Here is a 14,744-nt window from a genome sequence, read left to right on the forward strand (position 1 = left end):
GTAACAAAACGCAACATTTTGTTACTAAGTATTTACTGATGGAAACATTCCATAAATATAAGTGCATCTTAATAATCCTTGACAAAATGAACTTTATGTAATTTGCTTGCCCAGAGGGTGATTCAGGCATATTTGAGGAGAATTGGCCATCTCAATCGTTAAACAACAATCGACCAAATAGGTCGAGTTCGCAACCGTATAGCGTTTTAGATGCGCTTACCCTGGGAGATAAATGGGAAAGGACTTGACTTTGCTGGCGACTTGCGCTATACTTTTCTTATAATGGGAATCTGTGCAAAATTTTTAAAAACGCATAGATTCCCATTATGAATAAAATCTTTTAAAAATATTATCTCAAAATCTGCCGACAAAAGCAAGCAAAATTTCGCCCCTAATTGTTAAGTTTTGTTAACAAAGAAATGCAGAGATCAGCAAGGTAAAAAAATGGAAATCTCTTGCCGATCTTGTTTGTCGGTCAAGCTATGATTAGGTTAGGCGAATTTGGCGCTTTTCTCGGATTAAGATTAACCCACCGCAAACCCTGTATATTCTCTGACTAGGGGTTCATGAAAGGCTAAAACAATATCTTCTTTAGGAACGCCTAAATTAACTAATTCATTGGCAATTCCTACCTCAGTGCCATCATGTTGTATCCAGATTTTACCCTTTTTAATATCGAGATGCAAAACACAACCATGATATCTTCGTCTATTTTTCCAGCCAACATACATTAATTGATAGTGATCGCCAACTGTATCAAAAATCAATTGTTGTTCAATCGGATCTTTAGATGAACCTAGCTGAGAATATTCAGTAATGACTTGCTTGACATAGTGACGATATTGTTCTAATTTTTCCATGCGACAATTACCTCCCCAATCGGATCATAAATAAGCAGGTAAATTTGAAATCGTTTAACGACAGTTTGAATAAATCGCAATTCAAAAAAACTATAATAAATATCTAAAGGAACAGCTAAATATAACTGTCTTTTAGGTTCTTTTTCTTCTCCTTTTCTCACTGCACCATGAAAACGATCTTTAGCAGACATGAATTTTGAAGTTAGCAGGCATAATAATTATTAATTATAACATTTAGTCATGACGAGCGACAGGGTGAGAGCAGCTCAAACCCTATTGACAATTGGCCAATTTTGTGATCCGCGTGGGCATTTCAAGTGATAAGCTAAGACGTATTTAAACCGCTTATTCTTAGATTAGCCCCCCCCTTGCCTGATCTCCACCAGCAATTTGAATGACGAACAGCTTAACTAGCTGACATCCATCGTGATAAAATCGGCCTTGTCTTTCTTCTGCCAGCGCGACGCCGAGCGGCGGTATGTTGAGCTTATTTCCCTTTTACTTTTTACTTGGTATAAATCGTGCAGGTTTTCATTTATCATACTCCCGAACTTACCCCCGTCCATACTCTACCCGATTGCGCCGTCGTTATCGATGTTTTAAGAGCGACAACCACGATTGCCACTGCCCTTAATGCCGGTGCGGAAGCAGTGCAAACCTTCAGCGATCTGAAAACCCTGATGCAGGTGAGCGATACCTGGCAACCAGAAAAACGTCTCCGGGCAGGAGAAAGAGGCGGAGCGAAAGTGGAAGGCTGCGATCTGGGCAATTCTCCCCTCGATTGTACCCCTGATTTAATGAAAGGTCGTCGTCTGTTTATCAGCACCACTAACGGCACCCGCGCTCTGCAAAGGGTGGAAGAATCCCCGATCGTGATTACTGCCGCTATGATTAATCGGCAAGCTGCCGTTAATTACTTATTGGATAGGCAGCCCGACACCGTCTGGATTGTTGGCTCTGGTTGGGAAGGGGGTTATTCTCTGGAAGATACGGCCTGTGCTGGAGCGATCGCCGATGCGCTACAAGAACAATCGGGGCAAATGGCGATCGGGAATGATGAGGTGATTGCCTCGATCGCTCTTTATCGTCAATGGCAAAATGATCTTTTAGGAATGTTCCACAGTTGTAGTCACGGTCAGCGCCTCTTGCGTCTCCACTGTCAAGAAGATTTAAAATACTGCGCTAATATTGACTCTCTTGATGTTTTACCGATCCAAAAAGAACCGAGCATTTTAGTCAAACTTTAGACATTACTACCCACAGAAAGGGTCATCCGTGCGGGTAGGATTGATGCTCCTGAGTAACGCACAGAAAACGGGTTTCTCCGAGAAACCCGTTTTCTACTCATGCACTCATGCAAAACGGAGAATAAATAATCAGTTTTTAATAACTGGATTTAGTATTATTTCTAGTTTGCTGATCATAGAATTCTTGCATAATTAATTGTTGACAGTTCAAAAATGATAAAAATAGGCATAAAATTGCATAAAATCTCTAAATAGAGCATTTAATTGATTAATGTTCATTCTTAATTCTCCTGACTCCTGACTACTGACTACTGACTCCTCACCTAACGGAAGATTTTTGATTTTTGCAAGAGGTCTCATGACTATCGATTCTTTACTGCAACCTTTTCAGCGTTTTGGTGTCAATCTCGGTTTAGAAAGAATAAAAAATCTGCTGGAGATTTTAGGCAATCCCCAAGATAAAATTCCGATTATTCATGTCACGGGAACTAATGGCAAAGGTTCAGTTTGTGCCTATCTATCCTCTATTCTCAGCACCGCTGGTTATAAAGTCGGACGTTATATTTCTCCCCATTTAATTGATTGGACAGAAAGAATCTCTATTAATGGCGAAAATATTGAAACCGCAACTTTAGAAAACCTGCTTAAAGATCTACAATCGCTTATCGATCCCCAGCAGGAAAGTCCTACTCAATTTGAGGTAATTACTGCCGCTGCTTGGCTGTATTTTGCCCGGGAAAAGGTGGATATTGCCGTGATGGAAGTGGGTTTAGGAGGAAGATTAGATGCGACTAATGTTTGCGCTCAACCTTTAGTTACTGTCATCACTTCTATTAGTCGGGAACATTGGCAAAATTTAGGTCCCACGGTTGCCGATATTGCCGGGGAGAAAGCGGGGATATTAAAAGCGAATTGTCCCGCAGTTATCGGACAATTACCGGAATCAGCGCAGGGAGTAGTTAGGGAGAGAATCAAGCTGTTAAATTGTCCGACGGTATGGGTAGAAGCTGCCGAAAAAATTGCTGATAATCGGGCTAAATATCAAGGGTTGGAATATCCTTTATCCTTAGCGGGAGATTTTCAATTAACTAATTCGGCTATAGCGATCGCTGTTGTTAATATTTTGCGTCAGCAAGGTTGGCAAATTAGCGATGAAGTCGTGCAAGAAGGAATGGCAAAAACTCGCTGGTTAGGACGTTTACAAACCGTTAATTGGTGTCAGCGAGAAATTTTAATAGATGGCGCTCATAATCCCGCTGCTGCTATTGGTTTAAGGCAGTATGTAGATAGTTTAAAGGCTCCAAAAATTATCTGGGTGATGGGTATTTTATCGACTAAAGATCATCGAGAAATATTCCAAGCTTTATTAAGAAAAGGCGATAGTTTATATTTAGTTCCTGTCCAAGATCATAGCAGTGCCAATCCTGAAACCTTAGCGGAATTAGCGGCTTCAATTTGTCCAGAATTATCTCACCTAGAGACTTGTTCCGATGTATTTTTAGGACTAAAAAAAGCCATCCAAGAATCGGTCGATAGTCGGATAATTCTCTGTGGATCGCTTTATCTAGTTGGTTACTTTTTAGGGAGTTTGTTTCAGGGAAAATAAAACATCAATTTTACTGGTGGTTTTATCAGGCATAGTGGCAGTAATTCCGATGCCGCGTACCGATTCTAAAAAGGCCTTTGCTTCTGGGGTTAATTCCCCGGCAGGAAGATTATTAATTCCCCCTGCTTTAGCGATAATTTGCTCCACATCGATGAAGAAATAACCGAGATTATTTTTAGGCAAATTTGCGATCGATGCTTGGAAATTTTCACTTTTGCTAATCGGTTGATTCGGTTGCGGTTGATAGGGAATTCCGACGGTCATTTTTAAGGTATCATTATTAGACCAAGCATAGGTTAAAATCGCTTGTTCTTCCGCTTTCCATTCAGTCACATCTTCACCAGAAATTTTACTGTTTTCTATGGTGATAAAGGGAACAGTTTTCACCAATTGATTTAACTTATCGAGGGTAGTTTTGGCCGCTTTATGATCGCCGGTTTGCCAGATCATCATTCCCCCAAAACCTAACCCTCCCACTGCTTGCTGGTTGGGGATAATTCCGAAGGCAAATTCTCGATCCATCCAGTTGAAAACTTCTTTATCCGCGTCAAGGGTTGCCATCTGAAAATTCTCACGGATCTGACGCAGAAAAGCTTGTAATTCTGGGTTAGTTTGGGACTGTTTTTCTGCTTCTTCCCATCCCTGTTTAAGATTATTACCGCTCCAGAGTGCGATGGTATCTCCGGGTAAATAATTTAAAACTTGATTTCTGCTAGGGGAAGGTAGGTTAGAAATAGTTTCAGGGGCAAGTTTAGCCACCATTTGTAACTGTAATCCCGTATCGGTGACACCCACTCCTGCGACAATATCCTGAATTTTTGCTAATTCTTGCCGACTTTGGGGGGATAAATTAGCATCTGGTCCCAAGATTTTGGCATAATCATCAATATAAATTGTTGCTAGGGTATTGGGTAGGTTGAGGGATTGGGAAAGCAGTTTTCTCACTTCCGGTTTACTGCTAAAAGATGGCTGTCCTTGGTAGGTATCGATCGATGCTTCTAACACCTTTTTATCGTAGGATATCAACAAAAAATCGCCAGTAACAGCAGTATAAATGGTGGTGTTATCCTGCCAATCTATAGCAGTAATTGTAATACCTTTGTAGTCACTGGTGCTAGTTTTGCGATTAACTTGTTGTCCTAGTTTTTTCTGGAATTCCGACGCTTTAATTTTATCTTTGATCCCGATAACCGTTAATAATTCCGATTGTCCGGGGGTAGCTGCGGGAAGGAAAGCAAAGCTAATACTACCGATCCAAGGTTCGATATCCCGTTGATAATCAATCTTATCGGTGAAGATATTTTTTTGTAACTCTTCTAGTCCTTGACTAACCGCAGTTCGCGATTCTGGTGTACCATATTTAGCTAACACTGACCAAGCTTTTGCATCCGTGGAGACAAAACTACTAGCAAAGGCAGTTTCTGGGATAACTTTTGCCGATTGCAAGGGGGTGAATCTTTGCCAAGGTAGCTGTCCTCGTAGATAAAGATAGACACCTCCTGCGGTTACTGCTGTTAGTCCTAGGACGACTAAACAACCGGGTAAAAATGATTTTTTTGACATAGAATTGTGGTTTGGTTAAAAAGTTCCATACTTGGCGATCGATTTGTCTGCGGTTGTAGTCTCTAGATTAGTCCTATTGTAGTTATCCTAATTATCTTATCTTATCCCCAAAGGTGACAGACAACATTTCAGCTAATTTTTCCGAAATTATTGCTAATTACCAGAGAAAATTGGCTCATCCTTAGTCAGATTTCAACCCCACCGCTTGATTAATGTTAGTCAACCCATTGACCTCTAGTTTTTCTGTTAATCCTTGTAAAATATTTGATACTAGCCATGGTCCTCGATATAACCAACCGGTATAAATCTGTAATAAACTCGCACCGGCGGTAATTTTTTCCCAAGCATCATCGAGAGAAAAAATGCCTCCCACTCCAATTATTGGTAAATTGCCTTGGGTTTGCTGATAGATAAAACGGATCACTTCTGTGGAACGTTCCCGCAAAGGTTGCCCACTAATTCCCCCTGCTTCTTCAGTGATTGGTTTACCAGTTTCAGGCAGAATTGTAGTTTTTAATCCCGTGCGTTTAGTGGTGGTATTAGTAGCGACAATTCCAGCTAATTGATAGGAGAAAGCTAACTCAACAATCGTTATGATATCTTCCCATTCTAAATCGGGAGAAATTTTCACTAATAGGGGTTTTCTGCCTTGATTTTCTGTTTGTAAAATGTCGAGGATTTTATCGAGTTGTTCCCCACTTTGCAGGGAACGCAAACCGGGAGTATTGGGAGAACTAACATTAACGACAAAATAATCAGCATGGGGGAATAAATAGCGAAAACTGCCGAAATAGTCCTCCGGGGCCTTTTCTAGGGGCGTATTTTTCGATTTACAGAGGTTAATGCCGATGGGAATCTGTCGGGGTTGTCGTTGCCAAGATTGCTGGAGAGTTGCCGCTAGAACCGGCGCTCCGAGGTTATTTGCCCCCATACGGTTTAATCCCGCCAAATCTTCTGGTAAACGAAATAATCTCGGTTTTGGGTTGCCCGGTTGCCCTTCTAGGGTGACAGCACCCACCTCGGCAAAACCAAAGCCGAAATTATGCCAAAGTCCTGCCCCTAAACCGTCTTTATCGAATCCTGCCGCCAATCCGACGGGATTGGGGAAATTTAACCCCCAGAGGCTTTGCGATAGGCGAGAATCGCTAAAACTGAGGGATTCTGATAATTGTGAGATTAACCATTGTCCCCAAAATCCCCCTCGCGAGCGATCGATTTTTTGGAGAGTATTTAATAATTGTTTTTGTGTTCCTTCTAAATTGCCCCGAATAGCCTTGAAAGCTAGAGGATAAAAAGGTTTAATTGTATCAATTATATTTATCATAAGCTGTTCAGTAGGTAGGTATTGAAAACTTTCAGATGCCCCCCTTATTAAGGGGGGATTAAGGGGGGATCCCCCCGCCTGTCGGCACCCCCCTGATCAAGGGGGGATTAAAGGCAAAATCCATTTTTAATTTAATTATAACCAGCTACATAAGTATTTAAATTGCTTGTTGAGACGGGGCAAGAGGCAAGAGGCAACAGTAAAGGGATTGGGGGAGATGCCGCCAATCTAAGAATAAGCGGTTTAAATGCGTCTTAGCTCAAGAAGACAAGAATTAGGGGGTAGGTGGTAGGGTTTAGGGGTTAGGTAATTACTAAGTATTTAATAACTAAAGTGATCAAGTTTTTATTAACTAAATTTACCTTACTTTCCCCAGTTTATACTCCTCAAAACTATAAACCTTGGCGAGGATTAAAAGTTTCAATCGCCCGTATTTTTTGATAAAGTTCTAATTCTTCAGGGCTAGGATTGGGAGGATTAACTAAGAGAATTTCCACTAATTGATCACCCCTTTCGCCTTGGGAAGTGGGATAACCTTTATTAGCCAAACGTAATCTTTGACCGCTTCTAACCCCCTTAGGAATCATCATTTTAACTAAACCGTCAATGGTAGGAATTTCCACAAAACCGCCCACAATTGCCTCGCTAGGAGTAATCGGCACTTGACAGACAATATCAGAACCTTGAATCCTAAAAAAAGGATGCCTAGCGATAGTTATTTTTAAATATAAATCACCCCCTTCAATCCCCTGACCTTTGAGACGAATTTTCTGCCCATCGATCATGGCTGCCGGCATATCAACCTCGATTGATCGGCCATCTTCCAGACGAATTCTTTGTCTGCCACCTTGATAGGCTTTCTCCAAAGGTAAAGTCAATTTCGCCTCCACATCTCGACGAGTTAAACGGGGAGAGAAGGCCATTTTAGCGCGCTTAGTATTAAGGTTATTAAAATCTCTAAACTTCCATAAATCCTGTTCTGTACGGGGCATTTTTCCATTACCGTTACTATTGGCTTTTTCCCACGGACGTATCCCAAGACGCTTATTACCCGTCAAGGAACGATTATACTCAACTCGTTTTTCTTCATCGGAAAGAACATCGTAAGCTTCATTAATATCTTTAAACTTTTCTTCGGCCGATTTATCCCCCGGATTAACATCAGGATGATATTGGCGAGCCAGTCGTCGAAAAGCCTTTTTTATCTCGTCACTGGTGGCCGTGCGAGATACTCCTAAAAGATCATAATAATTAACTAATTGTGGCATATATTCAGTTATCAGTTATCAGTTATCAGTTATCGGTTATCAGTTATCAGTTATCAGTTATCAGTGATCAGATTTGAGTTCTAAGTGAGCAGTATGTATTAAGCGAGCAGTATTAAATAGTAGTTTCCCACTGTTTTTTTACTGATTACTGTTTACTGATTACTGTTTACTGATCACTGTTTACTGATCACTGATTAAAACCAATCATCATCGTCATCATCCCAGTTATTTTGGGGGGGAATATTGCGGGAACGATTGCCGCCGCTGCGGCTACTTTTACTATTGTTATAACTTTTTTCCTCCGAACGGGGGGGACTTTGCCAATCGCTATCGCGGCCATTGTCGTAATTGTCCCGATCGCGGGGGCGATAACTATCTTGATTAGCCGAATAATTGGGTCGATAATCGCTTTGATAACCCGGAGTACTGGGACGATAATCCTGACGATAACGATCGCGGCGCGGTTCGGAGGGAAGATCATCTTCCTTATCCCCGGTAAAAGTCTTGCGAATAGCGCTAAAAAAGCCCTCGTCTTCCTCGTCGTATTGTAGCCGTACCTCGCGATTTAATTCATAGATAACATCCTGTAGATCCGCCTGGGCGCGATCGATGCGGCGGTCATCATTTTTCTCCAAAGCGTCGATAATTTCAGTACTCAAAGACTCAATTTGACGACGATAAGAACGGGTGAACTCATTACCAAAATCGAGAGTAACATCTTTTAAGCGTCGTTGAGCTTGATCCACCAGAGAGCGGGCGCGATTGCGTTTATCGACCTTTTCGCGACGGGTACGATCTGCTTCGGCAAATCGGGCAGCATCACCGATCATGCGGTTAATTTCCCCTTCGCTGAGGGTAGAAGCGCCTTGAATGGTGACACTTTGCTCCCGTCCGGTCATTTTATCCCTAGCGGTGACTTGTAGAATCCCGTTAGCATCGATATCGAGGGACACCTGCACTTGGGGAATACCCCGGGGTGCGGGGGGAATACCGGTTAATTTAAAACGTCCCAGGGATTTATTATCGCTGGCCATTTCCCTTTCCCCCTGCAAAACGTGGATTTCCACCACAGTTTGATTATTTTCGGAAGTGGAAAAAAGGTCAGCTCTGCGGACGGGAATAGTGGTATTGCGGGGGATTAACTTTTTCATCACACCGCCGATGGTTTCTAAACCCAAGGATAAAGGGGTCACATCGAGGAGCAGCACGTCTTTGACCTCGCCGCCCAAAATTCCCGCTTGAATAGCCGCTCCGACCGCTACAACCTCATCAGGGTTAACATTTTGATTGGGTTCCCTATCGATAAAACTCCGCACCAAATCCTTAACCACCGGCATCCGCGTGCCGCCGCCCACCAGTACCACTTCATCTAGTTGGACGGGGGACAAACCAGCATCAGAAAGGGCGCGTTTGAGAGGACGACGGAGACGACTGATTAAATCGCCACATAACTCCTCAAATTGGGCCCGACTCAGGCGAGTTTCGATGTGTTTGGGTCCGTCTTCCGTGGCGATGATAAAGGGTAGATTAATATCGGTGACGCTGACCCCAGACAGTTCAATTTTGGCTTTTTCTGCCGCTTCTGTCAGTCTTTGTAGTGCTTGCCGGTCTTGGCGCAGCTCCACGCCTTCCTGTTCCAAAAATTGATTGGCTAACCAATCGACGATTCTTTTATCGAAATCATTACCGCCTAATTGGGTGTCGCCACTGGTGGCCTTCACCTCAAAAACGCCGTCACCCACTTCCAGGATAGAAACATCAAAAGTACCGCCCCCCAGGTCAAAAACGAGGATTTTCTTGCTTTCTTCTTCATCGAGACCGTAGGCAAGGGCGGCGGCGGTGGGTTCGTTGAGAATCCGCATCACTTCTAACCCCGCAATTCGGCCCGCATCCCGGGTGGCTTGACGTTGGGAGTCGTTAAAATAGGCGGGGACAGTGATTACAGCCCCGGTGACTTCTTCCCCTAGATAACGGCCGGCTTCTTCGGCTAATCGGCGTAAAACTAGGGCGGAAATTTCTTCGGGGGCGAATTCTTTTTGCAGACGGGGGCATTTAATTTTGATATTGCCCATCTCATCCCGGCGGATGGTGTAGGGGACGCGCTTCGATTCGGGGTTTAATTCCGAGTAGCGACGACCTATGTAGCGTTTGATTGCATAGTAGGTGTTTTGGGGATTAAGTACCCCTTGTCGCCGGGCCATTTGACCGACCACTAACTCCCCATCTTTATTAAAACCGACCACAGAAGGAGTGGTTCTCATGCCCTCCGAGTTGGCGATGACCACTGGCTTTCCGCCTTCCATCACGGCGACGACGGAGTTAGTTGTCCCTAGATCAATGCCTACTACTCTACCCATGCTTGTTTTTGTCTCCCCCTAGATTTCGATAACTTCGGGACTTTTACCTTCGATCGATAGTTTAAATCGCTTAATGCTTGTTGACAATATTGTATCGAATTGTCTTAGGTTCTCGCTCTCAGTTCGGGGCGATTGAGGGTGTGATTACCGAAGTGGTCTTTTAGTGATCGCTGGCGATCGGGCTTGGGGGGGTGAAAATATGGCTAGATTTCCAGATTTTCCCTTAATTCCGGCGGCGCTGGACAACAAATAGAGATTCTTTCCCCTGTACTGGGATGATTAAAAACGATTTGATGGGCATGGAGATAATAACCACAATCTCCCGGCACTGCATCCGGTTGCGGTAATCCCCCCAGACCATACAAGGGATCACCGATTAAGGGATAGCCAAAAAAGGCCAGATGAATGCGAATTTGATGGGGTCTGCCCGTAAAAATTTGTACTTCTAATAGGGTACTATCGGGATGTTTTTTTAAGACTCGACCATCGCTGCGGGCCGATAACCCATCTGTGAGCGCACCGTAAACGTAGCCTAAAATGGGATGGGCGATTTTCCCGATCGCTTGATTAATAGTAAAATTATCTGGTATGTCGCCCTGACCAACTAAAGCTCGATATATTTTGGTAATTTTCCCCTCTCGCATCTGTTGACTCAATTTAGCTCTAGCGGGCTTTGATTTCGCCATTAAGACTATCCCCGAAGTGCCGCGACCAAGACGATGAATTGGATAGGGAGTGACCTCGGCATAATGCTGATGTACCAGATGGATAAGAGTATGTTCGAGAAATCCACCCCCCGCTAACACGGGTAATCCCGAAGGTTTCGCCACCACTAACACCTCGGCATCCTCGTAGAGTACCTCAAAAAAGAGCGGTACATCCGGTTCTGTCCAAGGCGGGCGCTGATAGGTCAATTGCTGCCCGATTTCTAAGACTGTATCGGGGCAAGCGGGACGACCGTTGACTAGAATTGCTGCTGATAAAATGCGATCGAGCCATTCTTCTGGGCTAGAATGGGGATATTTGCCCGCATAGTAGGCTAATAGGCTTAATCCTGCCTGATTTCTGCTAATTTTATCTCGATAAATCCAACCTTGATTGGCCATTGGGGAATTATGAATTATGAATTATGAATTATGAATTGGGAAGAAGGAAGAAGGGAGAAGGGAGCAGGGAGCAGGGAGCAGGGAGCAGGGAGAAAAAAGCTGCCTCCTGCCTTCTCACCCAATGTTCGACAAAGATAAGCAAAAATTATTTATTGACTCCAAAAACTTGAGAATATTTAAATTAACATTCCGCAATATTTACAAATTCTTAAAAATTAATTGAGAAAGATTTTTATTTAACAACGATGTTACAATGGTTACAGCGATTTTACTGAATTTCATAATGGGATACTCTGTGCTTTTTTGGACAGCAATCGTTGAAACCCTTGCCACACCGACAAGGTGATCCTAATTAAGACAGGTAAATCAGTCAATTTCACCCACAACGATGATCTTTTTTTTGTGTAGTTTTATTGCAAAAAAAAAGTTTTTTTGACAAAAAGCACAAAGTATGTAGGATGAGTTGTTGCAGAGTGGGGGAGTGGGAATTATGAATTATGAATTGGGGAGGTGGGGAAGTGGGGTGTGGGGAGAATCAATAAAAATAATCTTCTGCCTCCTGCCCCCTGCCGACCGCCGACCGCCCCTGCCCCCTAAGGGCTTCCAGTGGGGATTTACTCTACCACCCAGGGAGTGATGGCGGGAGTCCAATTAGCCAATTCTGCATCGCTAAACCAGAGACTAACTTCATCTTTGGCGGTATCTGGACCATCGGAACCATGGATAAGATTGCGTCCGACACTAATGCCAAAATCACCGCGAATCGTACCAGGTTCGGCATTGAGGGGATTAGTGGCGCCAATAATTTTTCTAGCGGAGGCAATTACTCCTTCTCCTTGCCAAACCATAGCCACTACGGGGGAGGAGGTAATAAAATCGACCAAAGAACGGAAAAAGGGTCTTTCTTTATGAACAGCGTAGTGTTTTTCCGCTAATTCACTAGAAACCTGCATCATTTTCAACCCAACCAACGTAAAACCTTTAGCTTCAAAGCGTTGAATAATTTCCCCCACCAGATTGCGTTGCACACCGTCGGGTTTAATCATTAAGAAAGTGCGTTCCATACTGCCTCTTAAAATTTAGCCATAAATTGTCACAAAACCCAGATTAACCCAGAATGGCATCCTAGAGAATGGCAGAATTTTCGCTTAAATTGCTGAGTCAGCTTGCTGTCGGATTTACAGCAGTTAAGTGGGTGGGTGGAATTAAATATAAGATGAACGTAGGTTGGTTTGAAGCATGAAACCCAACGCCTGCTATCAGCTATCGGCGATTCATTGTCGGCTAATCATTAAATTTTATGAAAACAGCCTCATTCGTTGAGATTATCCGAGATAGAGTAAGGATAGGTGAATAAGAGGCAAATAATCAGATCCTTTTGGCATGGTTTCTCGATAGAAGATTCTGTAGATGAAAAAGCACTGCGTCCGCTTTTCCCCACCAAGATCAGACGGCAAGTTTGTCGGGGGCGGCGGTGGGGGTGGAGTATTTACGGGTTGAGGTGGTGATCGCTGTTCTTAGAGAACAGTACGCGGTGGCGACGGTTACGGCTAAGATTGTCTCACCGAAGCCTTTTTAATAAAAATCGAGCAGCGAATAGTGGTTAATAATCTTCCACAGAGCAGGATTTTCAACATTTCGGAGGAGTTTATGAAAAAGCGGTGGTACATCTTTATAATTTTGGTCTTATCAGTATTTTTGATTGTTCTAGTCCAGCCATTAACTTATTCTTTGGATAACTCTTGCCCTGACAATCTAGAGCTTGTCAAGCTAGGAGATCAACCAGTATTCTGTGTGTCGGATAAGGGGCGAGCAGAAATAATTGGGAAAAGGCTTGAAAAGATTGCTGAAAATGGCTCTTTAAGGACTGATGTTTTTATCTTCAATTCTCAAGATAAAACTCTGGGGATTCCTTATATTCTTATCACGCTAAATGAGAGGGATAAAGTAGCCGTGGTGGAAAACAATTCTGTGAAATGGAAAGATATATTACCAAGATTTGATACGGGCGGCAGCAACAGTAAAATACAGCAAAATAATGAGCTAACCAACATAATTGACTTAGCTATTAAAAATCATGCCAAGAAAACGCAAGAAAGTAATTGTAAATTAAGGGTAGGATTAATATTGGAAGGAGCAGGGCTACTTTTTCTTTTAGTTTTCTATTTTACATGGATGAACCAACAAGATTGTTTTATACAAAATCAAATACCATCTATGATCATTTTATTTGTTTTACTATGTCTAGCTAGTGTGGGTGGGGTTTTGATATTTTTTGACAATTTTTTTGAATATTTAGGCTTAATCTTGCCAGTTTTTTTGGGTATTATGGGAGGATTTTATGCTTCATTAAAATCTGTTGAAGCAACACAAGAATCAATCAAAACAGCGAAAATTGAAAAGGCATTAGAATATATAAACAAATGGGACTCTACCGAATTACAAACTCCTAGAAGAAAAACTTCGGATTTCGTTCATCAAATAAACACTGGCAAAAATGCCATTTCAGTTCTAATCACATACAAACCTCAGATCGAGTTTGACATGAGAATAATCTGTAATTTCTGGGAGAAAATATACATTTTATTACGTAATAATTTGGCTGACAAAAGTATTTTATTAGAAGCTTTTAGAGATTTATACCAACAAAAATATCATCGGGTTTGTACTAAATTTTTAAAATATTTGTCAGACGAAAAGAGCGAGGCAAATACAGCGATGAGTGAACATCTGAACAATTTAATGAATAACGGAACAGGGCAGTAGGGATAGGGTAAGAGCCTCTCAATTAGGCTTGACAAAAGGCTCTCAGTACAGCAATCATATAGTTATTATTTATGAGTGCTGGGTAAGCTCATCTAATTTGGTCTAAATTGTCCTTGACAAAGATTTCTAAATAGGGCAAAAAAGGCGCTATAGTACCGCCCCGCACCGCGAGTACCCAGACTTAGCCTCTGCTACCCATGTATTATAATTAGCCTTAGTCTAAATGTTGGGCATCTCGAAAAATCGAAAGATTTTATAAAAACCAGAGACATAGGGAGCAAAAAAACCTTTGACTAGAGGGGAGAGTCCTTAGGAGCCGACGAAAATGGTAAAAAGACAGGGGAGAGTCAAAAAACGCCAGTCAGGGACAGAAGAGAACCAAGACAAGTTACAGGACTTGAACCGACTGATACCGTGGCAAAGAGGGATTTAGTATTAGTTATTTAAAATTATTCCCTCTTCACCACTGTATATAAAGGAGATTTCCCCGACCAACACTTTCTTAACAAAATCTTTTATTCGAGGTGTCCCAAATATAGTGGTAATTTAGAGAATTACCGAGAAACAAAAGGTAAAAAGGATGATTGTCGCGGCGAATTGCCTTCGCCCTCTTTTAATAACTTCTGCTTATCAGTATAAGTGGGAGA

10 protein-coding genes and 1 pseudogene are annotated in these 14,744 nt (G+C 42.5%); 3 read left to right on the forward strand and 8 right to left on the reverse strand.

Translation table 11 applies throughout. The annotated features are described in order from the left end of the window. Positions 1 to 524: 524 nt before the first annotated feature. Both IM473_RS03720 and IM473_RS03725 read right to left on the reverse strand, forming a co-directional pair. Complete coding sequence (locus tag IM473_RS03720; protein ID WP_286824724.1) at positions 525 to 860, reverse strand: XisI protein; 336 nt, start codon at positions 858 to 860, stop codon at positions 525 to 527. Beyond that, positions 848 to 1,012: pseudogene (locus tag IM473_RS03725) on the reverse strand (element excision factor XisH family protein); the annotation flags it as partial. The pseudogene IM473_RS03725 and the gene IM473_RS03720, both read right to left, overlap by 13 nt. 369 nt (positions 1,013 to 1,381) lie before the next feature. On the opposite strand from IM473_RS03725, the gene IM473_RS03730 reads away from it, so the two are divergent. Beyond that, entirely contained in the window at positions 1,382 to 2,107 is a 726-nt protein-coding gene (locus tag IM473_RS03730; RefSeq protein WP_016514541.1) for a 2-phosphosulfolactate phosphatase family protein, read from the forward strand. 358 nt (positions 2,108 to 2,465) lie between these two features. Beyond that, positions 2,466 to 3,713, forward strand: a complete 1,248-nt coding sequence (locus tag IM473_RS03735; RefSeq protein WP_287657364.1) for a bifunctional folylpolyglutamate synthase/dihydrofolate synthase — start codon at positions 2,466 to 2,468, stop codon at positions 3,711 to 3,713. Here IM473_RS03735 and IM473_RS03740 read toward each other — a convergent pair. The 6 genes from IM473_RS03740 to ndk form a co-directional block, all read right to left on the reverse strand. Further along, the gene (locus IM473_RS03740) at positions 3,687 to 5,276 is read right to left on the reverse strand and encodes a DUF3352 domain-containing protein (protein ID WP_287657366.1); all 1,590 of its coding nucleotides are present in this window, start codon (positions 5,274 to 5,276) and stop codon (positions 3,687 to 3,689) included. The genes IM473_RS03735 and IM473_RS03740 overlap by 27 nt on opposite strands. A 181-nt stretch (positions 5,277 to 5,457) precedes the next feature. Next, the gene (locus tag IM473_RS03745; RefSeq protein WP_287657367.1) at positions 5,458 to 6,600 is read right to left on the reverse strand and encodes a quinone-dependent dihydroorotate dehydrogenase; all 1,143 of its coding nucleotides are present in this window, start codon (positions 6,598 to 6,600) and stop codon (positions 5,458 to 5,460) included. Positions 6,601 to 6,992: 392 nt separating this feature from the next. Beyond that, positions 6,993 to 7,868: a J domain-containing protein gene (locus tag IM473_RS03750; protein ID WP_287657369.1), complete on the reverse strand. Its 876-nt coding sequence runs from the start codon at positions 7,866 to 7,868 to the stop codon at positions 6,993 to 6,995. Between the two features lie 194 nt (positions 7,869 to 8,062). Next, entirely contained in the window at positions 8,063 to 10,225 is a 2,163-nt protein-coding gene (gene dnaK / locus IM473_RS03755; protein ID WP_287657370.1) for a molecular chaperone DnaK, read from the reverse strand. A 203-nt stretch (positions 10,226 to 10,428) separates the two neighbouring features. Then, positions 10,429 to 11,331 (reverse strand): RluA family pseudouridine synthase, encoded by a 903-nt coding sequence (locus IM473_RS03760; RefSeq protein ID WP_287657371.1) that lies wholly within the window; start codon positions 11,329 to 11,331, stop codon positions 10,429 to 10,431. A gap of 614 nt (positions 11,332 to 11,945) precedes the next feature. Further along, positions 11,946 to 12,395, reverse strand: coding sequence for a nucleoside-diphosphate kinase (ndk, locus tag IM473_RS03765; protein WP_002800982.1), 450 nt, complete (start codon positions 12,393 to 12,395; stop codon positions 11,946 to 11,948). A gap of 586 nt (positions 12,396 to 12,981) precedes the next feature. Between ndk and IM473_RS03770 the strand changes: the two genes are divergently transcribed. Then, a complete protein-coding gene (locus tag IM473_RS03770) occupies positions 12,982 to 14,097 on the forward strand; it encodes a DUF4760 domain-containing protein (protein WP_287657372.1) in 1,116 nt (371 codons plus the stop codon). Positions 14,098 to 14,744: the final 647 nt, after the last annotated feature.

Source organism: Microcystis sp. M015S2 (genome assembly GCF_020245945.1).
Classification (GTDB): domain Bacteria; phylum Cyanobacteriota; class Cyanobacteriia; order Cyanobacteriales; family Microcystaceae; genus Microcystis.